Annotated in this window: 21 protein-coding genes and 1 tRNA gene; 12 read left to right on the forward strand and 10 right to left on the reverse strand. The window is 46.5% G+C overall.

The window, feature by feature from the left end; all coding sequences use genetic code 11:
- From MN202_RS12275 to MN202_RS12300, 6 genes are all read left to right on the forward strand, one after another.
- Positions 1-76: transfer RNA gene (locus MN202_RS12275), tRNA-Phe, on the forward strand.
- 374 nt (positions 77-450) lie between these two features.
- Positions 451-831, forward strand: coding sequence for a replication initiation protein (locus tag MN202_RS12280; RefSeq protein WP_335736420.1), 381 nt, complete (start codon positions 451-453; stop codon positions 829-831).
- A 60-nt stretch (positions 832-891) separates the two neighbouring features.
- Complete coding sequence (locus MN202_RS12285) at positions 892-1,599, forward strand: primase C-terminal domain-containing protein (protein ID WP_335736421.1); 708 nt, start codon at positions 892-894, stop codon at positions 1,597-1,599.
- 376 nt (positions 1,600-1,975) lie between these two features.
- Complete coding sequence (gene gapS1, locus MN202_RS12290) at positions 1,976-3,571, forward strand: GapS1 family protein (protein ID WP_335736422.1); 1,596 nt, start codon at positions 1,976-1,978, stop codon at positions 3,569-3,571.
- Positions 3,572-3,844: 273 nt separating this feature from the next.
- Positions 3,845-4,438 (forward strand): hypothetical protein, encoded by a 594-nt coding sequence (locus MN202_RS12295; RefSeq protein ID WP_335736423.1) that lies wholly within the window; start codon positions 3,845-3,847, stop codon positions 4,436-4,438.
- A 1,042-nt stretch (positions 4,439-5,480) separates the two neighbouring features.
- A complete protein-coding gene (locus MN202_RS12300) occupies positions 5,481-5,999 on the forward strand; it encodes a hypothetical protein (RefSeq protein ID WP_335736424.1) in 519 nt (172 codons plus the stop codon).
- 163 nt (positions 6,000-6,162) lie between these two features.
- Here MN202_RS12300 and MN202_RS12305 read toward each other — a convergent pair whose 3' ends face one another.
- Entirely contained in the window at positions 6,163-6,783 is a 621-nt protein-coding gene (locus tag MN202_RS12305) for a hypothetical protein (protein ID WP_335736425.1), read from the reverse strand.
- A 370-nt stretch (positions 6,784-7,153) separates the two neighbouring features.
- Positions 7,154-7,351, reverse strand: coding sequence for a hypothetical protein (locus tag MN202_RS12310; protein WP_335736426.1), 198 nt, complete (start codon positions 7,349-7,351; stop codon positions 7,154-7,156).
- A gap of 228 nt (positions 7,352-7,579) precedes the next feature.
- On the opposite strand from MN202_RS12310, the gene MN202_RS12315 reads away from it, so the two are divergent.
- From MN202_RS12315 to MN202_RS12340, 6 genes are all read left to right on the forward strand, one after another.
- Positions 7,580-11,467: a DUF4365 domain-containing protein gene (locus MN202_RS12315; protein ID WP_335736427.1), complete on the forward strand. Its 3,888-nt coding sequence runs from the start codon at positions 7,580-7,582 to the stop codon at positions 11,465-11,467.
- Between the two features lie 263 nt (positions 11,468-11,730).
- Complete coding sequence (locus tag MN202_RS12320) at positions 11,731-13,899, forward strand: prolyl oligopeptidase family serine peptidase (RefSeq protein ID WP_335736428.1); 2,169 nt, start codon at positions 11,731-11,733, stop codon at positions 13,897-13,899.
- Between the two features lie 216 nt (positions 13,900-14,115).
- A complete protein-coding gene (locus tag MN202_RS12325) occupies positions 14,116-15,330 on the forward strand; it encodes a phosphopentomutase (RefSeq protein ID WP_335736429.1) in 1,215 nt (404 codons plus the stop codon).
- A gap of 9 nt (positions 15,331-15,339) precedes the next feature.
- Positions 15,340-16,041 (forward strand): purine-nucleoside phosphorylase, encoded by a 702-nt coding sequence (gene deoD, locus MN202_RS12330; RefSeq protein WP_335736430.1) that lies wholly within the window; start codon positions 15,340-15,342, stop codon positions 16,039-16,041.
- Between the two features lie 31 nt (positions 16,042-16,072).
- Positions 16,073-16,543 carry a xanthine phosphoribosyltransferase gene (gpt, locus tag MN202_RS12335; protein WP_335736431.1) on the forward strand — a complete coding sequence of 157 codons (471 nt, stop codon included), beginning with the start codon at positions 16,073-16,075 and terminating at the stop codon, positions 16,541-16,543.
- Positions 16,544-16,593: 50 nt separating this feature from the next.
- Positions 16,594-17,160, forward strand: a complete 567-nt coding sequence (locus tag MN202_RS12340) for a nucleoside deaminase (protein WP_335736432.1) — start codon at positions 16,594-16,596, stop codon at positions 17,158-17,160.
- 29 nt (positions 17,161-17,189) lie between these two features.
- On the opposite strand, the gene MN202_RS12345 is transcribed toward MN202_RS12340, so the two are convergent.
- The 8 genes from MN202_RS12345 to queF all read right to left on the reverse strand — a co-directional run bounded on the left by MN202_RS12345 (position 17,190) and on the right by queF (position 25,473).
- The gene (locus MN202_RS12345; protein WP_335736433.1) at positions 17,190-17,414 is read right to left on the reverse strand and encodes a VF530 family protein; all 225 of its coding nucleotides are present in this window, start codon (positions 17,412-17,414) and stop codon (positions 17,190-17,192) included.
- A gap of 69 nt (positions 17,415-17,483) precedes the next feature.
- Positions 17,484-18,491 (reverse strand): isocitrate dehydrogenase, encoded by a 1,008-nt coding sequence (locus MN202_RS12350; protein ID WP_335736434.1) that lies wholly within the window; start codon positions 18,489-18,491, stop codon positions 17,484-17,486.
- A gap of 163 nt (positions 18,492-18,654) precedes the next feature.
- Positions 18,655-20,028 carry a hypothetical protein gene (locus MN202_RS12355; protein WP_335736435.1) on the reverse strand — a complete coding sequence of 458 codons (1,374 nt, stop codon included), beginning with the start codon at positions 20,026-20,028 and terminating at the stop codon, positions 18,655-18,657.
- Complete coding sequence (locus tag MN202_RS12360) at positions 20,018-20,434, reverse strand: DUF3192 domain-containing protein (RefSeq protein ID WP_335736436.1); 417 nt, start codon at positions 20,432-20,434, stop codon at positions 20,018-20,020. Before MN202_RS12360 ends, MN202_RS12355 begins: the two co-directional genes overlap by 11 nt.
- The gene (gene xni / locus MN202_RS12365; protein ID WP_335736437.1) at positions 20,434-21,246 is read right to left on the reverse strand and encodes a flap endonuclease Xni; all 813 of its coding nucleotides are present in this window, start codon (positions 21,244-21,246) and stop codon (positions 20,434-20,436) included. The genes MN202_RS12360 and xni overlap by 1 nt, the downstream gene beginning before the upstream one ends.
- Positions 21,247-22,605 carry a nucleotide 5'-monophosphate nucleosidase PpnN gene (ppnN, locus tag MN202_RS12370; RefSeq protein ID WP_335736438.1) on the reverse strand — a complete coding sequence of 453 codons (1,359 nt, stop codon included), beginning with the start codon at positions 22,603-22,605 and terminating at the stop codon, positions 21,247-21,249.
- Between the two features lie 33 nt (positions 22,606-22,638).
- Positions 22,639-24,186, reverse strand: a complete 1,548-nt coding sequence (locus tag MN202_RS12375) for a diguanylate cyclase (RefSeq protein WP_335736439.1) — start codon at positions 24,184-24,186, stop codon at positions 22,639-22,641.
- 444 nt (positions 24,187-24,630) lie between these two features.
- Positions 24,631-25,473, reverse strand: a complete 843-nt coding sequence (gene queF / locus MN202_RS12380) for an NADPH-dependent 7-cyano-7-deazaguanine reductase QueF (RefSeq protein ID WP_335736440.1) — start codon at positions 25,471-25,473, stop codon at positions 24,631-24,633.
- Positions 25,474-25,514: the final 41 nt, after the last annotated feature.

Below are 25,514 nucleotides of genomic sequence, written 5' to 3' on the forward strand. Positions count from 1 at the left end.
GCCCAGATAGCTCAGTCGGTAGAGCAGCGGATTGAAAATCCGCGTGTCCCTGGTTCGATTCCGGGTCTGGGCACCATAATTCCTAGCCCCAAACAGTGTTTGGGGCTTTTTATTTCCTAGAATCCTATTAATTTCCTACAAAGATCGCTCCGAACTTCGGAGGCGACTTTAGCCGGATGCACAAACAAAAAAACCGCGTCTAGACGCGGTTTTTGCGAGGGTAGTGTTACCAGCACTCCACTCAATGAGTAAATCTCTGCAAAAGATTTAGGCTTTTAATTTAGCTTAACGGATTCGCTTTGTCTATAACCACGACAACGCCGAGTTCTGAGGTTTTTGTTTGCCTGTCCGGCTGTCGGACATAAACTGACAGCCGCAAGAAAAGATTATCTAAGCCCCTTTGAAGGGAACCACCGGTTCTTCGAACCAACATCGCCATTGTCTAGGATAGTGGCGGAGGCACCTTATTTAGCGCGTCGTAGTGATAATAAAACTGCAGCCAAAATCCGCCCTCGTGAATATGCCATTCGTTACCCTTATATGCAGGTCAATAGTCCAGGCATGGTTTCGTGGCTTGTCTTTGACCTTGACCATTCGAACCCGCATGTTTGGGATGATGAAGGGCTTCCTGCCCCAAATATGGTGGTTACAAACCGCAATGATGGTCGCGCACATTTGTTCTATGCAATTCCACCCGTATGTACTTCGGAGAACGCCAGATCGAAGCCTATTGCTTATATGAAGGCGGTTTACGAGGCTATGGCCGCACGATTAGGCGCAGATCTGTCTTACAGCGGCCCTGTCGCCAAAACGCCTGGTCATCCTTGGTGAAACACCTCGGAGATTCATTGCGCAGTCTATGACCTTAGTGAACTTGCAGATTACGTAGATTTGGCAGTTAAGAGATGGTGGAGCAAAGGGCCGAATGTAGACTCTGTTTCACATTCACGGAATTGCATGTTGTTTGAAGAGCTTCGTTTCTATGCCTACTCAATCGTGAACCGTGAACGGGAACAAGGCACCTTTCAATCGTTTAACCGTCTGCTGGATGCTTATGCCCACGACCATAACAATTTTAAACGTCGTGGCTCCAAAATGAACCTATCAGTTCCTGAGGTAAGCGCAATAGTAAAGTCAGTCGCAAGATGGACGTGGGATCGTTATAGGGGCACTAACCGGTGTCACCGAGGCGCTATGGGCCTAGACCCATCTTTGCCGCTGCAAGAGAAGCAGAGGCTATCTGCACAACGAACCCATGAATCCCGCCAGAGAGCTACAGAGTCGCGGATACGGGCTGCAGCAAAGTCGCTGATACAAATGCGGCAGAAACTCACGCAGGCGGCTATAGCTGCCGCTACAAGGCTTTCCCGACAGATAGTTGCAAAGTACTCAGCCATCGTCGAGGAAGTGATTACAGAGTCGATCAGTAATGTAATACCAATGGCTACCACAAAATCTAAGAATGTTAATTATGGTGCACATCAGATATCTGCCTCCCGCAGGGCCGACGAATTAGATGGTGCTGAAATTGAGAATTGTCTAAAAATGTCTTTGACCCTATCCCACCTGATTATTAAGTTGGTAACCAGCTACGTTTAAAAGCAGAAATTACTCCCATCAGTTACAGATTCAGCTTCGCTGCGCGCAGCGCGGAAGATGCGAAGCTCATTGACTGGGAAGTTTTTATACCAATAAAGCGAATTGAGTTAATTGAAGTCAGTGGTTAAAGCTTGTTATAGAGCTTTACTCATGACTCAAAGGAGTCGAAAACTTTGCTTTATCTTGGAGATTTTTGTCACTTTTAGCGAAAGTAAACACCATAAAATATGGCCTGGAGTAAGACCGATTGTCGAATAGTGTTGTTTGACTATGTTATTCATTCTACTGCACTAAAATTAATAATTTTCATTTAGTACTAGCGTTTTAAGCGGCCATGATATTTTGACAATGGGTATTTTCTATATATGGTGAAAAAATGAATTATCAGATCGAAGCAGCTGCAATCAGAAAGAAGCTAAGTTCATACACAACTAACTCTGTTGTAGAGCATCTATTGACAAACCTTCACCTGCCACAACGGCCAATGTCACAAGGCATTCAAGTACCATGGATATATTGTTTAACGCTTGAATGGGTGCTTGAGATAGAAACAAGACCTAACGCGATAGATGCATCAGCGAGATGTGTAAATAAAATCATTAATCGAGTGTGGAATTTACAGAACAGCGCGCTTAAATTGAACAGCACGGATGATCCGATGATCGAAATTAGACGGATGTTAATTCCTCAAACTCGATTTCAGCAGGATCATAAAGAACGCCTGATATTCCTATACCGTTTTATTGCAATCATAGAGCTGCAGTCAGGGAAAAAAACGCTTCGTGACCAATTCGAAAAACAGGCCGGTGTAAGCCTCGATGAGTTTCTTATATTTGCAACATGGCTCTGGGTCAAGCTTCCGTTTAGTGAGCGATATTTTGTTTCATATGAGACAGTTATTAATGAACTCTGTCCTGTGTTGACACCATTTAAAGTTATCCACCTGCTCAAGTTGATTGGAGGAACCATCCCAGAGCTCAAAGATATCATTCAGCATGTCCGGCCTTGCGAGCGGGTATTAAACCCTTCAGAGTATTTTGACGAGCCTGCACTTATTGTTAAGCCTATTTTTCTGCTTGAGAAAGGCATCAGCACACCGCAAGCTCATGTACTTTCAATTGGTGTCTCAGAGTTTGTTATGCGCATACTCAAAGCTGAAGAGCCTAGCCGCTTCAAAGACACATTTACCAAGCTTTATGAAAAATACACGTCTGAATTACTCTCATTGCATAACCTAAAGTCAGTGCATGAGAGCACAATTGAAACTTGGTACAAAGAAGCAGGCATCAGCGGTAAAGTCGCCGACTTTCTAATCCAGAATGATGAATCATCGATCCTTATAGATGCAAAAGGGGTTGAGCCGAAAACATCAATGCTTACGTCTGGTTCCAGCACATATATCAAGGACAAACTTAAAGATTCACTGATCAAAGGGGTGACGCAGATAGCTGAATGTGCTGGGAAACTCTCTTTGCTGAAGAAAATAGACATTGATTTAGAAAACCGGTTCGGGCTTGTCGTTACGCACCAAGAGCACTTCATCAGCGAGGCAGAAAAGTTAATTGAATTCTGTGCGGGCAGCTCGGTAAATTTACGCGATGTCATTGAAGGTAAGTTGCTCAGTAAAAATATCATGTTCTGTACCATTGCAGATCTTGAGAAAATACTTAGCATTTGCGATGCCACGAAAACAGCGCTATCTGATGTTCTGAAATTCTGTGCAGATCGACAGTCAGATGTGAAAACCAGGCGCTTCACTTTTGAACAACACATTCATGAATACCACCAGCACCATGGAGCGTCGGCAATAGTAGCCATCAATCAAATGATTAAGTCTCAATCTGACCAGTATTTCGAAAAGTGCAACAGTGCAGTTAAAAGATCACTCCACTATTGGGGGACGCCGCACGAGCTTAAAGTGCAGCAATTCACCCACAGCTATGCCTTATTAAAAGCCAAATTGGGGATTTGACGATATAAAGATAATCGCCGCTACAAATGGGGGCTATCAGCTTATTCACCGCTCACTTAATTTGGCTTGTTAACAGGGTATTTTGGGGTGATGCGACCTGAACCCGCACGCACATTCAATAGATCCATAGGGCATGAATTGCCCTTCCATTTGCCAGCCAATTTTGGGGGCTACAAGATGCTCGCATTTGAAATACAAAGCCGTGCGGAACGTTCGGGATGTATTTTGAGATATATTCCTTGGGTGACGTGTTAAACAATAAGGAATGCTTTTATGGGTAAGAACACTAGCCTGCTGGCAAGCATCATCAGTGTGATAGTGAGCATGTTAAAACATCCTTATGCACTCATTGCGTTTATCGGGATTTCGGCGATCTTCGCTGTAAAGTGGCTTAAACAGCCATTAGATGCTGAAATAACAGAAGCTTTGATGTCGGTAGATGGCGCCCAAATGATGATGGACATGAGCTCTAATGGTTACACGTTGGAAGCCTGTATAGACGAGCAAAAAATACACTTATACAGTTTGGAGTTAGACCGCCATAAAGACAAGAACAGGATATCTTTACTTGAACCAGACCATATTATCACGGAGTTCGGACTTACAAAGGCTGAGCTTTTAAATTATAGCAATAACGGCATGATGGTTTGCACATTGCAACACTACGTTTCTATATCAAAGGTGTCAGTTTCCTTGGTGGAGGCGGCTGTAGTACCTATCCGGCTAACGTTTCCTTACGAGATGTTAAAGCGGATTATTAGTGAAGATGATACTTCAACCCATCAATGCAGCGATTTTGTAAATACTATTGCAATGGCCTGCCCAAAACTGACCGCAAGTTACGTTAGTAAGAAAAAGAAACTCTAGGCATAGATGAAGCCTTGGAAAAGGTGAATGTGAAACTTGATGTGGTTGAGAGTTGCGTTGCGTATTAGGAATTAACTGACGAAAGTTTCCATATTGGGAATATTAAGTTCATCATGTAGTGGCACACTGAATTTGGACTTTATCAGGAAATCACTTTGGACGGGAGAATGATAATCCTGCTGTTGTTGAGATAACCAATCCGATTGATTTTAAAATAATTTATGAATCCAACGCTGAAGGTAAGTTGTTCGGCAAACTGGAGGCTGAAGTTCCTGAGGAAGTGTTTGATCGAATAGCTATAGCCTGGTGCAAGAAGAGAAGGCAGCAAGGTGCTTTAGGCGGCCCAGTAGGATTGGAATTGGGTAGCCCAGACTGTGATTTGATTTAATTATGGTTTGATACACCTGATACATGCCTCAAAGTACTCATCCAATCGGCCATATGATGTAGAGCTGCAGGTTGGCCGTAAAAATATTACTCAACGCCCGTCTGGATTTTCCCCTATGTACCCACGAGCACTCCGAGCACTCCGAGCACATTCCAGCACCTTCAGCACCGCGAGAACTTACGAGCACGTAAATCTCGTTTAAGTGTTTGATTTAATGCGTAATAAAAAAAACTTAGAAAAAATTAGTAAAAATAAATCACAACTCAGTGCGTGAGTTGTGATTTATACTACTATTAAATAGGGGTTTTGCAGTGCGCTGAAAAACCTGCATCAAAAGAGAAGATGATTAACTCTTTGTTATAAAATGTTTTTTTGTGGAATACTTTGCTCGTGGAAAGTTGTTGTGGTTTGCAAGAGCGGTTAGATGTGGTGTCCAAAACTACATGTAGTTTAATTGCGGCAAATGGGTTTGTGTCCAAAGCGAACCCTGAAAATGCAACAACTGAAACATTTAGTTGAGCTGGCTTGGTTGCTTAAATATTTCCTAAGTGTCCAAAGCTTAGAGATGGAATAGGTCGCAATGATGTGGTGTCCAAAACTACAACTGAAAACAAGCCAGCTCCCTTTTTGCAGTTACACCTGAAGGACGTAAAAATGATGAATGTTAAACAGAAGGCTGCTAAAACATCTAAAGTAAAAAAGCAAAAGCTGGTTTTAAGAGAGCAGCTTTTTGGAGATATTGATGAAGGACTGTTGTGGGATAGAACAAAACAGACAGGTTTTACTACGATACCTCGGACCTTCCCTATACTCGCACAAATAATGGATGAAGTGGCCGATAAGGGAAAGCCAGTATCAGGGGCATATTTTGCCCTATGGTGCCGAGTATTTGATGAGTCCTTAGTAGAAATAAAAAATCCTGGTCAACTGGCAGCTGAATCAGGTTTCTCCGGCCAAAGGGCCATCTCAACGTGGAATGGAAGGATGGCTAAACTCGTTGAGCTCGGCTTTATTGATGCGCAAGAAGGTGCTTTGGGAGACTATGAATATATATTGATTTATAACCCATATCTAATAATTAAAAAGCTCTATGACGACAAAAAAGTCAACAAAGTCAAATACCTTTCGTTGTTTGCAAGGGCGCAAGAAATTGGCGCTACAGATTTAGGCTAATTGGATGCATCGCAATTGCTGTTTGTGTTTCAACAGAAAAAAGTAATGTGATGGTCAAATAGAACATACTCATACTACTTGAGATTTATAACCCCACTTGGACAACAGAACTCAGCCGAACACCTAAGTGACGGCTGATTTGGATGATAGATTTTGTCGTATTTCAGGTACTAATAGTAAAGATGCGTTGGATGCTCTTTAGTTTACAAAGATTGCTTGAGAGTCCAAATTGAACAAGATCTATCTCTGATAGAGAACGACCAAGCTCCTTCTCGTATTCTAAGGCCGCTTTGTATTTACCTAACTCCGTTGGTAGATAGCCAGTGATAATCTCTTCTCCTGAATTCGCTAATGCTCCAACTGTAATGTCTATGAGCCCAAAATTGTGTAGCTTCCTCAACTCATCTGACATTGGCATAGGCACTGTTTTTACTAGCAGGTTTTTTATCAGCCCACTATTGACTTGGATGTTATTAAACAATGACGTCGCCAGCGCCCATTTTATTTGATTGATATCATAAGTGGATAGAAGGCTGCATAGCTCAGCAGATATACTCTCAAAGCTGTTGTAGTCGACAATTGCACAATCAATCTTGTCAATTGGATGGCCATTTACTTGCCTAATAAACTGTTGCCAGTGTTCATATCCGAAGCATTTGACCCAGTAATTCAACATATCAGTGGATGTAGGCAAGGCTTTTACATTGAACTCTTTGAGACTATAACGCACTAACTGCGCTTGTTTTTTAACAGCAATAACGTTTGGATGTGTGAAATGTGACATAGCAATAATTTCCTTAAGTATTTTGGCTTTGGCTTGCCACTAAACCGTTATGCCGACAAGAAAACTATTGATTATCAGTTTACTCAGTGACGTGTTTGTTTCACCTGTGTGGCTGGATTGGGTGTTCTCTCACCGCAAAATCAGCATATGAGTATTGTGTACTAAAGTCAACCGACTGTGGAATCCAACAAATGCATCCAGTTAATTGCAAGGGCGCGAGAACGCCAAATCTATGTGGCGATGAAATTTTGTGATCGTCAATACCGGCGTGAACGCAAGCTATGGGTTCATCGAGCCTATTAGGTTAAGTCTAAGTTTAAGTTTAAGGGAAAGGTGCTAGAACAGATATGATTCACTGTGAGTAAACCAGTTAGTCGCGTAAATAGACGGCATTTTCTTTTTGGATATTCACATCATTAGGATCAGTAATCAGTTCGCCATCCTGAGTGCGCCAATAACCTTCGTGGTCATGGCGCTTTTTATCTTCAGCAGCACTGTCAAGACATGCAGCAACCAAGCTTTGCGTAGCACAGAGAGCAAATTTACTGACTGATTTCAAGAAGCTCATTTTTTCCTATTGCCAATCAGGCTCAGATAACATTCAACATCTTCGAACTATATACGGAAGTGTATGAGTTTGGTAGTGGCTATGAAGTGAACAATTCAAGGTGGTGCACAGAGACTGTTTGCCTTTGGCTAAAGCACACGGCACTATGACGATTTGAAAATCATGGACCAGTGAAGCAGATATTTCGCTCTTGCAGCCCATTCACAGCATTAATTTCAGGAGCTTTTTGTGAATCAATTGCCAATAGAGAGTAGTGGCCAGGAAATAGGTCGGCTGGCTGGTCGAGCCTTAACGAGTCAAATGCCTATATCATGGATAGAGACGTCAACTTCCGGCGATACCGACTATGGCATTGATTACATGATGCAAATTAAAAAATCAAGCGGTGAGGTTTCGTTCAATTTCTTTCTTCAGCTCAAGGGCACAATGAGTCCTAGCTATAGTGCCGACAACCAATTCATCACCATAGATATTCAGTTATCGACAATCATGTATTACAGGGGAATAGAGACAGCCGTCGTTCTTGCAGTGGTTGACCTGAAAGATCATGGCGGAGTCTGGCACCAGTGCCCAATTTATTATCTGATCCTAGAGGATGATTTTTTCTCTGGGGTGGAGGGTAAAGAAAGTCAGAAGACTACCTCTGTAAGAGTACCTACAAGTAATTTGGTAACAAATACGCTGGATTTACTCGGCTACTTCCAGAATCGGTTCAGCGAGCAATTGGCAGTTTCTGGACTAAAGAAACAACTGTCTGACATCAACATTCCGGTTGCGCCAGCAGTCAGCATTATTACCCGAGGCCTGGAGCAAAAACCAATTTATCTGGACAGCATGGCAAATCCAATAGACGCGCCATGGGTACACAGCCCAGAAGGGTCGAATGCGGCAGCACTTGAACGCTGCTGGAACTTGTTATCATCGAATAAGATTCTGCTTGCAGAGCGAGCGCTTACAACCATATTGCAACGATTAACTAACTTATCCGATAACGAGCGTGCCGAGTACCACTTGCAGATGGCTCGTCTGCTTTCTTACAAGGGAAACAAAGAGGAATCACGAGCACACGCCCTGCAAGCCAATCAAGCCTGTGAGCGCCCAAGGTACAAATTGACCTACCTTGAGTCACTATTCAATAGTGAAGACGAGCCGACACCTGAGCTGCTGAAAGATATAAGTGATCACTTAGATACGAAGACTTACCACAGCTGTTTTCTGAAAACCAAATGTATGGCGATGCTCGGACATGTTGATGAAGCCCTGGCTTTATTGGATTTGCATTATCCAGACCGCATTGCGGGCAGGCTTGTTATACTGTGTTTGGGTGAGAGGTTAGCTGACGCTAATGTCCTGCTCGAACAGGTGGACCAGTTGAAATTCAGTGATATGCATGATGAGTATGTGTTCCACGTAGTAGCAGCCAGAAGACTTTACTTTGCTCACTTTGCGGAAGATAAAAGGGATATCCTATCGGTGCCTGCACATGGACTGGTGACTTATAATGTCTCGGACATGACGAGAGCTATGAAACATATTGACCGGGCGTGGTCTCTAGCTCGTGAGCTGCCACATTTGACAAATATTGATCAGCTCATCGATGTGAGTATACCGGTCAGCGCTTATTTCGATCGACTGAGTATGTTAGCCAATTACATAGAACCATTCTATCAGGAGCGCTCAGCAGATCAGACCCTGGCCAGGTCTTATAGTCAGGTCCTGTGGCAACAACAACGCTTTGCGGATCTAATTCCGGTCATTGAGCAAATCACTGAGCCCGATGGTTTTGACCTGTATATGTTCATTACAGCCATATACATGACTGGCCGAAAAAGAGATGCACTTGAGCTTCTGATGCGCCATGAAGGCAAGTTATTTGAAGAGGACAACCGCTGGTCAATCCCTGCGCTAGCTATGGGAGTTCAGTGGGCCTCTGAGTTATTAGAGCACAAAGTCTCACAACGCTATTCCGGTTTGTTGAAAACATCAGAGCAGGGGCGAGCCTGCCTAGCAATTCTCGAATGCGAGAAGCGCTGTCAAGACAGTCCAGAACGGAAGAAAGAACACCTTATGCATCTACACGATGTGTACAATAACACAGGACAACCGCTATCAATCGCGCTGAGTCTCCTTGGATTTCTTGACCCACAGGATGAGGGCTCAGCTCGGATTATCATCGCTCTGAGCGATAGAGCTTTATCGCACTCGGAACTATCACCCGAGCATTATCGCGTGAGAGCCCACAGTTTTTTAACAACGAAAGACTGGAGCCAAGCCGAGGAAATCGCCAACAGAAAGCTTGATAATGGCGATAATGATATCGGGTGGTCTCTCATTTTGGCTGCATGCTTGAAGGCTCAAGGCCGCTTGGGTGAGTCGCTGTCAGTTCTGAAGAAAGATCGCGAGTTTGTTCAGCTTTCTATACCGGCTCTGCAGTTCTACATTGAACTTAGTATGACACTAGGGCTGTTAGAGGATGTGATCAGTGAGATTAAAACTCTCTACGCACAGGTTACGACAAGACAGATGAAGGTGGAAGTCTTAAGCAGATTACTCATGGTGTATGTTCAATCCGAGAGATACCTCGAAGACGCTATTTTTGCTTTGGCAGAGTATGGTCAACTCGTAGATCAGAACGATGTACGCGAGGAGGGCAGCTTCTTGATGGTCTCGTTGACCATTGGTCGGGGTCGCGAAGACACCGAGGAAGCCATTGCAGCCTTCCAGGCACGCCTTCAAGCATACACGGAGAAATTCCCAGAGTCCCCTATCCTTTGGAAGGAAAAGGTGGAGATTAATACGACACCGGAAGAGTTGTTGAAACAGTTTCAGCGCATATCAGGAACTACCGATGACCATGTCAAACAGAGTGAAATAAACACGCAGGCAATCCGTAATGGATCGCTCCCAGCACCTTTTATTATGCGCTCGAGGCTCATGCTGGGTCTAAGAGATATGTTTGCACTGTGGCATGCGGCACAAACTTCACCGCCTGAAAACTCAGAGTTCAGAATCAAACATGCACTGCAAGTACCGTGGGAAATGTTTGAGCATGAAACCCTCCATGGGGCCCGCTTTCTATTCGATGAGACAGCTTTGCTTGCCCTTTCTGAAATTGGAGCATTAGGTGACGTATTAAATGCCACTGACCGGTGTTACCTGCTGCAATCAACATTTAATGCTATTCGTGATGCACATACAGGCTGGGCAGGTTCAATGAGTGCAGCCAAAGCGGGAAACATCCTTACTGCACTTCATGCTGTCTTACCCAAAATTACACTCATTGAACCGACAGATGAGTTGAGTAATGGTGTTGCGTTCGATTTATACGCCGACGCAGTCAGGCAAACCACTGCGATGCTCATCAGTGACGATAAATACTTAGTTTCGTGTGCCTCTCACCTTCATGGACCAGTGATCACTGGCAACAGTATCAACGTAATAGAATATCTCTATCAGAAAGGCCGCATTGATAGCGCACAGCAAGCTCAATTTGTCGGCATGTTTAGTCAATTACCAGCAATTGGACAGGTCAATCTACGTATAGATTATGTTGCCACTATACAGGTCCATAGTTTACCCCAATTGCTATATGCTGATTTTAAAGCCACTCCGTTCGGTTACCTCTTTGAAAACATTATCTCCGCGAAGAGAGACAGCAATGAGATCGTGTTCACTGTGCTGAAGATTTTGCAGGCTGCTCAACTGCAACGACCGACACATCCGAAAGTGATATTGGATTTGTTGGTGGCTACTCAGCGGTATCACCAGCTCCGTACTGTGCCGGAGCTGGCTGCCGCATGGTTCGTGTACCAATGTATCAACACCCCTGCATCGTCGTCAGTTTTGTTCATCAGGGATGATAATAAGGGAGCTATTTGGATTGCCTACTCAGCGATTATGAACGAGTTAGCGAAATCAACTGTTCCGGACCGAGAACTACTCGCCCAGGTAATACAGTGTGTCCGCACTTTCAGAGCTGAGACACGAGCGCGTGTTTCTGCAGCCGTGGAATCCTGCATTGCCTACGATAGCAAACTATTGCAACTGATGAGGTCCCTAACCGCCGAATTCGAACTTTGTCTTCGATTGCTGCAAACTCAGGAGCATGTAATTTGATGACCTGACTTTGGCAGGTTCTGGTAAGTGGAGTGCCTCAGCCGATATTGAAAATCCGCGTGTCCCTGGTTCGATTCCGGGTCTGGGCACCATAAAAAGCAAAAAGCCCGCCATTTGGCGGGCTTTTTGCTTTTCCCGCACAGGTTTCTGTCTTAGTTTTAGTTGAACAGCACTGAAAACCCGTTGACATGAAATAGGCAAAGGCGGGCTTCTTTGTTAAGCTCGGTGGCGTTATAACAACAAGAAACAGGGAGTCCCCGTAGATGAAACATGTATTAAGTGTACTGGCGGTATCTTTGCTTGCCGCCTGTGGTGGTGAGTCAAACAGCAATGCAGCTAATGACGCAGCTAAGGTTACGATGACAGAATCGGTAAAACAGCAATTAGTTTATCCGCAAACAGCCAAAGGTGATGTGGTTGATACCTACTTTGATACTAAAGTAGCCGACCCTTATCGCTGGCTGGAAGACGATCGCAGCAGTGAAACTGAAGCCTGGGTTAAGGCACAAAATAAAACCACGTTCGATTATCTGGCGCAGATCCCTTACCGCGATGCGATACGCGATAAATTGCAACAGTCATGGAATTTTGAACGGCTAGGTGCGCCTTTTAAAGAAGGCAAACACCAGTATTTTTACCGCAATGATGGTTTGCAAAATCAATTTGTATTATATCGTCTGAATGCCGATGGCAGCTCTGAAGTGTTTTTAGATCCAAATACTTTTAGCACTGATGGCACCACGTCAATGGCCGATATCAGCTTTTCCCGTGATGGCAGCCTGGCTGCTTATGCAATCTCAGAAGGCGGCAGCGATTGGCGTAAAATTATCGTAATTGATGTCGAGACGAAGCAACAAATCGGCGAAACCCTGATCGATGTAAAATTCAGTGGCATCAGTTGGGTGGGTAACGACGGTTTCTTCTATTCAAGTTACGACAAGCCCGATGGTAGCGAACTGTCGGCAATGACGGATCAACATAAGCTGTACTACCATAAAATGGGTACTCCGCAGAGCGCCGATAAAGTGATCTTTGGTGCTGCTGCCGATGAAAAACATCGTTATGTTGGCGCAACAGTAACCGAGGATGACCGTTATTTGCTGGTGTCAGCTGCGGTATCAACCTCTGGCAACAAGCTGTTTATTAAAGATTTAAGTAAAGCCGATAGCAGCTTTGTCGCAGTGGTAAATGATACCAGCTCAGATGTAGACTTGCTGGACTCTGTTGGCGATAAGCTGATGTTTATTACCAACCGCGATGCACCTAACCGTAAAGTAGTTGTTGCCGATGCTGCTAAACCGCAGCCGGAACACTGGCAAACATTAATTGCCGAAACAACAAATGTGCTACGGGCGTCGACAGGCGGCGGCTATGTGTTTGCCAACTACATTGTTGATGCAGTGGCCCAGGTTAAGCAATTTGACTATGACGGCAAGCTGGTGCGCGACATCGCTTTACCTGGTGTAGGCAGCGTTGGCGGCTTCCGTGGTAAGAAAGAAGATGCAGAGCTTTATTTCAGCTTTGCCAATTACACCACTCCGAGCAGTATTTATAAATTTACACCGCAATCGGGTGATTCGAGCCTGTTTAATCAGCCGAAAACTCAGTTCGATCCGGCGGCTTATACCTCTGAACAGGTGTTTTACACTTCAAAAGACGGTACTAAAGTACCAATGATTATCAGCTACCGCAAAGATGTAAAACGCGATGGCAGCAACCCGACTATTTTATATGGTTATGGCGGTTTTAATGTCAGCCTGACTCCATCATTCAGTGTGTCTAACGCTGTGTGGATGGATATGGGCGGCGTCTATGCTGTGGCTAATATTCGTGGTGGCGGCGAGTATGGTAAAGTTTGGCACGAAGGCGGCACGCAGCTGAACAAGCAAAATGTGTTTGATGATTTTATTGCTGCAGCCGAGTACCTGCAAAAAGAGGGTTATACCTCTAAGGATAAGTTGGCGGTACGTGGTGGTTCGAATGGCGGCTTATTAGTCGGTGCAGTGATGACGCAACGGCCAGAGCTGTTTAAAGTGGCGTTACCGGCAGTAGGTGTACTGGATATGCTGCGCTACCACACCTTTACCGCTGGTGCCGGCTGGGCCTTTGACTATGGTACCAGTGCGCAAAGTGCCGACATGTTTAATTACTTACTTGGTTACTCACCGGTACACAACGTTAAACCGGGTGTGACGCATCCGGCAACGATGATTACTACCGCTGATCATGATGACCGCGTAGTACCAGCGCACTCATTTAAGTTTGCTGCAGAGCTGCAGGCTAAAGACAGCGGCGTTAACCCGCAGCTTATCCGCATTGATGTTAAAGCTGGCCATGGTGCAGGTATGCCGGTGTCTATGCAGATAGATCAGGCTGCTGATGTATTTAGCTTCACTTTGTATAACATGGGTTATCAGCAGCTACCACGCTAACTGCCTAACCCGGTGTTACTAAAAACCCGCTGCTAAGGCGGGTTTTTTTATGATACGCCAGGCTGGTTTTTCACTTGCTGGTTGTAAAGCTATGGCCTTCGTTTTACACTGCGTGCCCTTTTTTAAAAATGCCGCTTAGCTGCGGTATTAGCCAGCGGTGCAGTGTTACACTCTGTATACGGGCAATATGATTAATTACGATGCAGGAGCAGGACGATGGCAAAAAAAGCAGTGATCCTGGTATTAGACAGTTTTGGTATCGGGTATACACCTGATGCAGCAACTTTTGGTGATGTCGGGGCTAATACCTTCGCCAGTATTGCCAAAGCATTCCATCAAGCTAAGGGCCGTCAGCTGGCGTTGCCAAACCTTGCCGGGCTTGGGCTGGTAAAGGCAGCTACCGCAGCATCAGAGGGCGTACAGGCCGATATATTGCCCGCTACCGCTATTGCCGGAGCTTACGGTTATGCTAAAGAGCTCAGCAGTGGTAAAGATACGCCGAGCGGACACTGGGAAATAGCCGGTGTACCCGTGCTGTTTGACTGGGGCTACTTTCATAACAAGAGTGATAGTTTTCCGCCGCAGTTAATCGCTGAATTGTGCCGGCGCACCGGCGTGCCGGGCATACTGGGCAATTGCCATGCCTCGGGTACTGATATTTTAGTTAAACTTGGTGATGAACATATTCGCAGTGGTAAACCAATTTGTTATACCTCGGCTGATAGTGTGTTTCAGGTAGCAGCACATGAAGAACATTTTGGTTTGCAAAAATTGCTCGATTTTTGTCAGGTCGCCCGCGAGCTACTGGATGACTACAATATCGGCCGCGTGATTGCACGGCCCTTTATCGGCGACAAGGCCGATAATTATGCCCGTACCGGAAATCGCCGCGACTACTCAGTATTACCACCTGCACCAACAGTGCTGGATAAGTTAACTGCAGCCGGTGGCACAGTAATTAGTATTGGCAAAATTGCTGATATCTATGCCCATCAGGGCATTAGTGAAAGCTTAAAAGCGACCGGGCTGGAACAACTGATAGACAAAACTCTGGCACAAATGGCAACGCAGGCGGATAACAGCCTTATTTTTACCAATCTGGTTGATTTTGACCAGAATTTTGGCCATCGCCGCGATGCCATCGGTTATGGTGACGCGCTGGAGTATTTTGACCGCCGTTTACCGGAATTAATGGCAGCCTGTGGTGACGATACGCTAATGTTACTGACAGCTGATCACGGCTGTGATCCTACCTGGCATGGCACTGAACATACCCGCGAGTACATACCGGTACTGGTTTATAAAGCCGGCTTAGGTGATGTTGCGTTGGGTGAACGGGCCAGTTTTGCCGATATTGGCCAGACACTGGCAGATTATTTTGCGCTGGACGCCATGGCGTACGGCGACTCTTTTATAAACCGTATTAACTAAGAGACTATTATGGCTACTCCGCATATTAATGCGCCAGAAGGCGCTTTTGCCCAAACAGTATTAATGCCCGGCGACCCGCTGCGGGCCAAACATATTGCCGAAACTTTTTTAACCGACGCGGTCTGTGTCAACACGGTGCGCAATATGTTTGGTTACACCGGAACCTACAAAGGTAAACCGGTTAGCGTGTTGGGCTCTGGTATGGGCATACCGTCGATGTCTATTTATGCCACTGAACTGGTGAAGTTTTACGGTGTAAAAAACATTATCCGCATTGGTTCTTGTGGCGGTTTACCGCTGGATGTCAAAGTGCGTGATGTGGTTATTGGTATGGGCGCCAGCACCGATTCTAATGTAAACCGCAACCGTTTAGCCGGTATGGATTTTGCCGCTATTGCCAGCTTTGACTTGCTGGAAAAAGCCGTCGCTGCAGCGCGGGCGAAAAACATCAACGTTAAAGTCGGTAATGTGTTCACTTCAGACTTATTTTACAACCCCAGCGAAACACTGTTTGATACCTTAGAAAAATACGGTGTACTGGCCGTAGAAATGGAAGCGGCCGGTCTGTATGGCGTAGCAGCTGAGTACGGCATTAATGCGCTGGCAATTTTTACCGTAAGCGACCATATCCGTACCGGTGAAGCGTTAAGTGCCGAGTTGCGTCAGACCAGCTTTAACGAAATGGTCGAAGTGGCGCTGGGCTGTCTATAATTGCCGTTTACTCTATTACTGGACGAAAAAAATGTCGTTATCAAGCAATAAAATGTTTTATGTGTCGTGGGAAGCGTTTCACCGTGCCACGAAAGAGCTGGCACATCAACTGTTAGGTAAAGAATACAACGCCATAGTTGCTGTAAGCCGTGGCGGCCTGGTGCCGGCGGCCATTATTGCCCGTGAGCTGAATATCCGGGTGGTAGATAGCATTTGTGTCGCCAGCTATGAGCACGATAAACAAGGTAGTCTGAGCATATTAAAAGACGCCAGTCTGGCAGATTCAGAAAAGTTGCTGATTGTTGATGATTTAGTCGACACCGGTGAAACGGCCAGAGCATTGCGTGAGCATTTCCCTAAAGCCTGTTTTGTGACGGTGTATGCTAAACCTCAGGGTAAGCCTTTGGTTGATCATTATATTACTGATATCGAACAGGATACCTGGATCCAACTGCCGTGGGATATGGAACTGGCATACAGTAAGCCGCTGGCCGATAAATAGAGTATTCATCAGGCCCGCTTTAGCGGGCTTTGTTTTTTTAAGGAATAACGATGACTAAGCATCAGATAATACTGGATTTACCCCAGTGGATTGATGAAGTGGTGGACTGGGACAAGGTTTACACTACTGACGATGAAAAAATGGCGCTAGCGGTCGAGCTGTCCAGGCAAAATGTACAGCGCGGTACCGGAGGCCCTTTTGGTAGTGCTATCTTTGACATCGACAGTGGCAAGCTGTTAAGTGTTGGCGTAAACCGGGTGATGCCGCTACATAACTCTACTGCGCACGGCGAAATGATGGCGATTATGCTGGCCGAGCATAAACTGCAAAGTTTTAGTTTGTCTGCTGACGGTGTAAGGCGTGAGTTATTTACCTCATGCGAGCCCTGCGCTATGTGTCTGGGTGGCACACTTTGGAGTGGTGTTAAGCGTTTAGTTTGTGCTGCAACTGCTGACGATGCCCGCGCCATAGGTTTTGATGAAGGTCCGGTTTATGACAGTAGTTATGCTTATCTTAAGCAAGCCGGGGTCGAGGTAGTGCGCTTGGTGCAGCGTGATGCGGCTAATAACGTGCTACAACATTACGTTGGTAGCGGCGGCACTATTTATAACGGTTAATCGTTATTTTCAGCAACCACAAAGCTGTATCAGTTGTTCTGATACAGCTTTTGCGCTACAAACAAGGCCTCTACTTTTTCTCTGGCCCACGGCGTTTTGCGTAAAAACTTTAAGCTGCTTTTCACCGATGGATCTTGTTTAAAGCAATTGATATCAATCTGCTTTGCCAGTGCCGGCCAGCCAAAGTGATCGACCAGTGCGGTGACGATTTGCTCCAGCGTCACGCCATGCAGTGGGTTGTTTAGTTGCGACATATTAACTCCTCTGTGAAAGACGCTAAAAAAATAGCCACCCTGAGGTGGCTATTCTAGCAACAATACTGCTTATAAACGCTCTAATACCGCTGCGGTAAAGTCAGTAGTGCCAAAACTACCGCCTAAATCACGGGTAGTGCGGTCACCACTGGCAATAACGTCGGCCAGTGCGCTGCGGATTTTCTCAGCTTTATCCTGCATACCTAAGTATTCCAGCATCTGGATAGACGCCAAAATTACTGAGCTTGGATTAGCCAGATTTTTGCCGGCGATATCCGGTGCGCTGCCGTGTACGGCTTCAAAAATAGCGCAATCGGCACCAATGTTCGCGCCCGGTGCCATACCTAAGCCGCCAACTAAACCGGCACATAAGTCGGATAAAATATCGCCAAACAAATTGGTGGTAACGATGACATCAAACTGTTGTGGGTTCATCACCAGTTGCATACAGGCGTTGTCGACAATCATTTCCTGGGCTTCAATATCCGGGTAACGGCTTGCCACTTCACGCGCTGTTTTCAGGAATAAACCTGAAGTAGATTTAAGGATATTGGCTTTGTGTACTATGGTGACCTTTTTGCGTTTTTCGCGCCGGGCTGTTTCAAAAGCAAACACGGCAATGCGCTCTGCGCCTTCTTTCGTTACGATGCTGGTTGCTTCGGCTACCATGCCATCAGCTGAGACTACCTGACCATGGCCTGAGTACATGCCTTCGGTGTTTTCACGGATAGTAATAATATCGATATTCTCGTAGCGCGCCTTGGTGCCTTTAAAGGAAATTACCGGGCGTACGTTGGAGTACAGGCTAAATTTTTTCCGCAGCGTAACATTGATCGAAGTAAAACCTTCGCCCACTGGCGTAGTAAGCGGGCCTTTTAGGGTGATTTTATTGCGAGCTATAGCATCCAGCGTGGCTTGTGGTAACAGCTCACCGGTTTTCTCCAGTGCGGTTAAACCGGCATCGACGTATTCGTAGTCGAACTCACAGCCTACTTTTTCTAACACCTGAATAGCGGCTTCTACAATGCTGGGGCCTATGCCGTCGCCTTTGATGACTGTAATGGTTTGCTTGCTCATGGGGGATCCTTAGCAGTGTTATTTACGTGGGAAGCGGGCCTCTGACGGGCCTGAAAACGGCGCTGAATATAGCAGTTTTCGCTAATTGGCGCCAGTTTGGTGAAAGTTTACCGTAGTTATCTGGCTTATACGCTGTATAACGCTGGTGAATGATGTAATAAAACTACAATGTTAACAGCAGTGGGCACTGACAATTTGCCTGTCCGGCTACAGTGGTTAACCAAAGCTGTGGGTCGCTGCTGTTTACTGTGTTGCCTGCCTGTTGCTGCAGTAATGCCGTAAGGTGCGGCGCTGCGTCGCTGTTAAACACCGCCTGGCAGCTGTACCAGGCAATAAGCAAGATTCTGGCTGTCTCATCGTGCGGTACGCTTTGTTGTTGCAAGGCGCTGAGCATCTGTTGTGCCGCGGCTAACCAGTCGGTTAACTGATATTGCTGCAGCAGTTTGCTGATTAGCGCGCTGGCAGCTGCTTGCTGATACAGCCTGAAATCGGGCAGTGGCGTGTTAGCCGGCCGCAACAGGCCGCTGCGATAGCCGCTGCTATCGAACCATAGCGGCGCACATAAACAGCGAGCCAGCGCCCGGCATTTTGCCATTGGCAGGTTGTCCTGGCTCTGCAGGTGCAGGCTGCAGGCAAAGGCCGCTGTCAGTTGTTGCAACATGGCATGCTGAGGATGGTGCAGCTGACTTAGCACGTTACTCAGTTCGGCATCGATTAACACATTGTCGAGTAAATCACGGCCAATCAGATTAACCGCCAGTGACACATCGGTTATTGGTTGCTGCTGCCGGTTAAGTTCAGTGGCCAGCTTAAGTACTGGCTCGCGCATTGCCGCTGTTGTGCTGAGGCAGGCTGCCAGCTGTTTATTGCTGCTGTGGCGCAACTGCTGGTAGTCAGAGTGATTAAACAGTGTTGCTGCACTTTGAGGCGGTTGCAGCGCTGTTTGTCTGTGCCAAAGTATAAGGGTGCGTAACAGCGCCAGTTCGTGCTCGCAGCGGCTGAGCATGATGCGGCGCCCCAGCTGAATGGTAAAGCTGTTGTCGGTATTTGGTGTGCTAAAGCGCATCACCAGAGTTAACAACAGACTTGCGGCTGATTGGCGCCAGTAAGGTATTTTGCGTTCAGTGGCGTAGCAGCCGTCCAGTACTTGCAAAAGTGCGGCTGGCGCTGAAGTACGCAGTAATTTAGCACTCAGTAACGGCGGGTAAGGCTGTAACCTGGGGTGAGATTGGGTGTCGCTAAGTATATCGCTAAGGCCACAGCAATAGCTGGCGTTTAGCAGCAGTTGCACGGTGGCGTGCGGCCAGTTTAGCCAAGTGCTGAGACTTAATAGCAATTCGCTGCGCCACAAGGCATCAGGCAGCGCTGAGCTGAGTGTTAATGCCGCAGGTTCTGTCGCAACCTGGCCTAACCGGTATTGGCAAAGTTGCCGGCTTAGCTGCAGTAGCTGCCCGCTGTCGGCCTGTTGTTGCAACTGACTACGTGCTTGCTGCCAGTGGGTGAGTGTGGTTGTGACGGCTAAGCTATCAGTGGGCATTGGCGCTTAACGACTGATAGCGGCTGACTGCGGTATCGCCAATAGCAATTAGCAGGCGGTTTTTAAACAGTAAGGCTGTGCATTCATCTGCGGTGGTAATACCGTCAGGCGTACGCCGGTGCGTGCGGTAATACAGTACCTGATAAATGTCTGCATGGTCGTTAAAGGCGGCGGTAATGTCCGGGCTGCCTAGCCTGTCCAGTACCTGCTGTTGTTGAATGCTGCCCTGAGCACTGTATTGGCGAATAACTTTGGCGTTAAACACTTCCCGGTCTGCCCAGTTCATTTGCTCAACATTGTCCGGGTACCAATGCAGTGCTGCCAGCGTCAGCAGGATATAAAGTAGTAAGCCTGCAGTCATCCAAACCAGTTTGTTGCTTACCAGCTTATAAATGACGGCCGGCATCAGCTTATTCCTGCTGGTGTTATGCGCATATCCTGCAGGTTAAGCCCAAGCTGAATATCGGTGCGTAGCGTTAACAATTGCATATACACTTTAATGTGCGCTTTTTCTGCCAGAATTTTTTCTTTCAGCTTCTTATGACAATCCGGGTGTTCCAGGGCTTCTGTTAGCGTGGTACCAAGCGCTAACAGATCATGGGCGCCTTTAGGGCCTATACCGCTTACGCCGGGGATATTGTTAGTACTGTCACCGACCAGGCTCCAGTAACGCACCAGCTGTGCTGAGCTTACGCCAAATTTTTGTTGTACATGCTGTTCAGTATGAAACTGGCGGGCAAAGGCGTCGTAGATATGAATAGTATCTGATAACAGCGGCAGAAAGCCCTTATCCGTCGACACTATGCTAACTTGCATACCATGCTGCGCCAGTTTGGTGGCCACAGAGGCAATGACATCATCGGCTTCGCTGTCATCCTGGCGCACATTATGAATACCCAGCGCGCTAACGGACTGTCGTAAGCCGGCTAACGCCTCGGCTAAGATGGTGGGCATTGCTTTACGATTGGCTTTATATGCTGGATACAAGGCCTTTCGCCATTGGCTATGTTGGCCGTCAAATACCATTAACGCATGGCTGGGGCTGAGGTCTTTTAGCAGCCGTTGTAAGGCTTGTCGCAGCATATTATCGGTGTTTTGTATAATCTGCGCCCGGGTACCGTCAGTTACCTGCTCTGTTAACGGCTGATAGGGTCTTTCCTGTACCGCATACAGCCGGCGGATCAGATTGAGCGCATCGATTAACAACACCTGGGTCATTTAGCGGATAACTCTGTAGCAAGGTTCATATTTACTGCCCGGCAGCTTCATGCGGCCTTGCTCGACGAAGGCTTGTAGCAACGTATCCATCATATGCATGAGTCTGGCTTCACCTGATATTTCAAACGGACCGTGCTGACGAATGGCTCTTATGCCTTCATCTTTCACGTTGCCGGCGACAATGCCGGAGAAGGCCCGGCGCAAATTAGCTGCCAGTGTTGCTTTGTCCTGCTGTGGGTGCAAGTCCAGTGCGGCCATATTGGCATGATTCGGGATAAAAGGTTGTTGAAAATCCGGCTCTATGTTCAGGGTCCAGTTAAAATGATAGGCATCACCCACCGTTTTACGGTACTGCCGGACTTCTGCCGCGCCCTGTTTCAGTTTTTTTGCCACCGCCGGGGCATCATCAATAATAACTTCAAACAGGTTCAATGCTGTTTCACCCAGGGTGTTGCTGATAAAACTGACAATTTCGTTGAAGTAGGCTTCGCTTTGTTTCGGGCCGGTCAGGATCACAGGCAAATGTTGTTGCTGATTATCCTGATGCAACATAATGCCAAGCAGATACAGCAGTTCTTCGGCCGTACCGGCACCGCCGGGAAACACAATAATACCGTGAGCAACCCGGACAAAGGCTTCGAGCCGCTTTTCAATGTCAGGCAGGATCACCAGTTGGTTTACTATTGGGTTAGGCGGCTCTGCGGCGATGATGCTGGGCTCGGTCAGGCCTAAATAGCGACCTTTATAAATGCGCTGCTTATTGTGGCCGATAGTGGCGCCTTTCATCGGACCTTTCATGGCACCAGGTCCACAGCCGGTGCAGATGTCCATTCCGCGCAGGCCCAGTTGGTAGCCAACTTCTTTGGTGTAGGTATATTCTGTTTCGTTAATCGAATGGCCGCCCCAGCACACTACCATATTGGGTTCATTGCTGGCATCAATAACCCGGGCATTGCGCAGAATATCAAATACTGTGTGGGTAATATGGGCGCTGTTACTTAAATCGAGCCAGCTTTTATTGCTTTGTAAGCGGCTATGGTAGAACAAAATATCGCGCAGTACGGCAAATAAGTGCTCGTGAATGCCTTTGATAATCTGCCCATCGACAAAGGCGCTCAGAGGCGGGTTAAATAATTCAATTTTTATGCCGCGTTCACGGCTAAGCAAATTTACCGCAAAATCTTCAAATTGCTCATAAATCTCAGCAGAACTGTCGGTATGACTACCAACGTTTAATACCGCCAGGCAGCAATTCCGAAAAAGCCGGAATGCTTCCTGTTGTGTGTTTTGTTTTAAGTGATCTACTTCCAGTTGAGATAATAAATCCATCGACCCAAGAGGGTTTAACTGCACATGCATAGGTACTCCTTTACAGAAAGAGGCGCTATCAGCTTAGTTGGCAGGTTTTAGAATAACTCTGTTCCGGCCGGCTTTTTTCGCTTCATACAAGGCTTCATCTGCCCGATCAAAGGCACTGCGACTGCTGTCGCTAGCTATTAACTGGGTCGCGCCGAATGAAATGCTGATAGGAACATGGGTGTTTTTAAACTTAAACGGCATTCTGCGGATCTTGTCTTTCAGCGCATTAAGCGGGCCTTCCAGATCTTCTAACGCGGTTTCAGGAAACAGTATGACAAATTCCTCGCCACCATAACGGGCGATAAAGTCGGTTTCTCTCAGGCTTTGTTTTAATGCTTTGGCAATGGCTTTCAGCGTTTTATCGCCGGCACTATGTCCATAGTTATCATTGATGTTCTTAAAGTGGTCAACATCAGCCAATGCAATGCAAAGCGGCTTCTGATAGCGTTGCCAGCGCTTGATTTCCAGCTGGTAGCGCTCGTCAAGTGCAGCCCGGTTAGGTATTTCGGTTAACGCATCCTGCAAACTACGGAATTGCTGTTCTGAGATTCGCTTTTTAAAATTGCTGGCGTCAGTTTCCAGCTCTTTTAAACGTTGTTCCATACTGCCCAGCGTTAACAGCAGATTACTGCGTTCCTCCTGTTCCAGCTGTTCTTTTTCCCGCAGAGAGCCGGTTATCGCTAACAGTTTATCGCTAACCAGTAACTTCAGTTGTTCTAACGAAGTGGCCCGTTCACTGGCTTCACTCAGATGGGTAATTTGCAGCTCTATTTGCTGGTTAAGCCGCTGCATTTTTTGTTTCAATTCGTCAGAGCAGCTAATTGAGGATACAACGGCCTGCTGCACATTCGATAAGGCGTCATTCAGCTTTAGCAGGAAGTTTTCCGCCGATTGACGCTCTTTATTAATGCTGTGAATAATTACCGAAATGGTTTTCAGGCAGGCTTCCAGCAGTTGTTCAATGCTGAGGTTATTCAGTAAGCTCTGCCGGATATTATCCATTTCTGCCGCGCTGTCTTCGGCGAAGGTCAGTTCGCTTAGCAGGTTAGTCAATTCCAGACTGATCTGGCGACATATATGGCCATAACGGTCTTGATCGTCGTGATCAGCGTTTTGTAATTGTTGTTTCGCCTGAAAAGCGGTTTGGTACAAACTGACCAGATCAGTCAGATGTGGCAAAAAGGCATGCACGGTAGCTGAAGGTTGCTCTACTTTACCTAATAACTGGCGTAAATCTCGTCTGAGTTGATCGGGTAAGCCTTTTTGTTGCTGCAGCAGTTTGCCGGCATTGGTCAGGCCTTGTTGTACCCGCAATACATCCTGTTGATGCCGCGTTTCAAGTAGCTTAAGGCTTTCGCTGGTGCTTTCAATAAAAGGTAATAATTTTTCTAAATCGGTGCCGCGATTGAGCTCTGTGCGCAGTTTTGCCAGCCGGTTATCCAGGTCAACGTCAACGCCCTTACATGCCAGCGACAGCCGCGACACAAATAAAGCCAGAATTTTAAACTGAGCCTGGTAGGTATCTTCCAGAGTTTTGCGGGCTTTAAGCGCTTTGTTTAATTGGTCATCCTGCAAACGCATCACCTTTGCTTGTTTTGTTAAATCTATGTTTAGGCTTAAGTATATCGGTAATCCGAAGAAATGTGATCAGACTTTACGCGATTTCTGCAGGAAAAAACAGCTGGCGCAAGGGCCAGCTGTCACAGGGGCTTTATTATAGTCCGGTATTACTTCTTACAAAGATAGTAAGGTAACCAGGATTGTTCTTCAGTAGAGGTAAGATATTGCATAATCAGCATTCCTTGTAGGAACTACAATCTGGCAGTCCGTCTGCCAGACGCTGTATATTTAAGCAGATTTTGCCTGTTTTTGAAAGTCACTCTGTAATGTTTCTTGTTGGGTTACGTAAAGTAGACGGTGCAGATGTAAGGCGTTATTTTAAAATGATGAAAATTAATGCCTTTTTATTTTTGCAGAATAAGCCTGACGGCAATTTTTGGTAACTTGGTCTGAAATGTTACAAAATTACTGCCGGCTAAGGCGGATCGCAGGAGGCGCGCATGGCTCGCTGCAGCGCCAGGGGTTAATATCCAGGCCACCACGGCGGGTATAACGGGCATAGACTGCTAAAAATGACGGCTGACACAGCCGCCAGATATCGCTGAAAATGCGTTCTACACATTGTTCATGAAACTCATTGTGGCTGCGAAAGCTGATCAGGTAACGCAACAGACTTTCGTGCTGTAGCGCCATGCCGCGATAGTGAATGTACACACTGGCCCAGTCTGGCTGTGAGGTAATAAGGCAGTTTGATTTCAGCAGGTGCGAATGCAGTTTTTCTTCGACAATATCGCCATCCGCCTGTAATTGCAGCAAACCGGCATCGTACTGGTATTGATCCACTTCAATATCTAAATCATCAATACAGCGGCCAGGTAGCCAGGTTGGCTGAAAAGCCATGATTTCATTGACGTTATGCAGGCTGACTTTTACCGGCTTGCCTGCGCAGGCTGATAAATCCTGTTGCAGGTGGCGGTACACCTGGCCTAAATCGGCAAAGCGGCTTTGATTAAAACTGTTCAGGTATAGCTTGAATGACTTGGACTCAATCAGATTGGCGGAGTCATAGGGCACAATAAAAGTAGCCAGGGCCACCATAGGTTTGCCTTTGGCGTTTAGCCATGACAACTCATAGCCATGCCAGATATCCTGGCCGACAAAGGGCAGTGCCAGCGGATCCAGACCTATATCATCCCGCCCCAGGGTGCGCGGCACGGCTTGCAACAGGCTGGCGTCATACTGATCAGCATAAGCAGTGGTTTTGCCCAGACTTAAACCGGTCAGGGCGTCGGAGTAACGGTTAGTCATAACGGCTTTTGTCTTTTGCGCTGGCTTAACGATACAATGCA

It is taken from the genome of Rheinheimera muenzenbergensis, from assembly GCF_036984005.1.
Classification (GTDB): Bacteria; Pseudomonadota; Gammaproteobacteria; order Enterobacterales; family Alteromonadaceae; genus Alishewanella; species Alishewanella muenzenbergensis.

Coding starts and splice junctions, on each gene's coding strand:
- gapS1 (WP_335736422.1), top strand. CDS start 1,976: ATGAATTATCAGATCGAAGCAGCTGCAATCAGAAAGAAGCTAAGTTCA.
- MN202_RS12295 (WP_335736423.1), top strand. CDS start 3,845: ATGGGTAAGAACACTAGCCTGCTGGCAAGCATCATCAGTGTGATAGTG.
- MN202_RS12300 (WP_335736424.1), top strand. CDS start 5,481: ATGATGAATGTTAAACAGAAGGCTGCTAAAACATCTAAAGTAAAAAAG.
- MN202_RS12305 (WP_335736425.1), bottom strand. CDS start 6,783: ATGTCACATTTCACACATCCAAACGTTATTGCTGTTAAAAAACAAGCG.
- MN202_RS12310 (WP_335736426.1), bottom strand. CDS start 7,351: ATGAGCTTCTTGAAATCAGTCAGTAAATTTGCTCTCTGTGCTACGCAA.
- MN202_RS12320 (WP_335736428.1), top strand. CDS start 11,731: ATGAAACATGTATTAAGTGTACTGGCGGTATCTTTGCTTGCCGCCTGT.
- MN202_RS12325 (WP_335736429.1), top strand. CDS start 14,116: ATGGCAAAAAAAGCAGTGATCCTGGTATTAGACAGTTTTGGTATCGGG.
- deoD (WP_335736430.1), top strand. CDS start 15,340: ATGGCTACTCCGCATATTAATGCGCCAGAAGGCGCTTTTGCCCAAACA.
- gpt (WP_335736431.1), top strand. CDS start 16,073: ATGTCGTTATCAAGCAATAAAATGTTTTATGTGTCGTGGGAAGCGTTT.
- MN202_RS12340 (WP_335736432.1), top strand. CDS start 16,594: ATGACTAAGCATCAGATAATACTGGATTTACCCCAGTGGATTGATGAA.
- MN202_RS12345 (WP_335736433.1), bottom strand. CDS start 17,414: ATGTCGCAACTAAACAACCCACTGCATGGCGTGACGCTGGAGCAAATC.
- MN202_RS12350 (WP_335736434.1), bottom strand. CDS start 18,491: ATGAGCAAGCAAACCATTACAGTCATCAAAGGCGACGGCATAGGCCCC.
- MN202_RS12355 (WP_335736435.1), bottom strand. CDS start 20,028: ATGCCCACTGATAGCTTAGCCGTCACAACCACACTCACCCACTGGCAG.
- MN202_RS12360 (WP_335736436.1), bottom strand. CDS start 20,434: ATGCCGGCCGTCATTTATAAGCTGGTAAGCAACAAACTGGTTTGGATG.
- xni (WP_335736437.1), bottom strand. CDS start 21,246: ATGACCCAGGTGTTGTTAATCGATGCGCTCAATCTGATCCGCCGGCTG.
- ppnN (WP_335736438.1), bottom strand. CDS start 22,605: ATGCATGTGCAGTTAAACCCTCTTGGGTCGATGGATTTATTATCTCAA.
- MN202_RS12375 (WP_335736439.1), bottom strand. CDS start 24,186: ATGCGTTTGCAGGATGACCAATTAAACAAAGCGCTTAAAGCCCGCAAA.
- queF (WP_335736440.1), bottom strand. CDS start 25,473: ATGACTAACCGTTACTCCGACGCCCTGACCGGTTTAAGTCTGGGCAAA.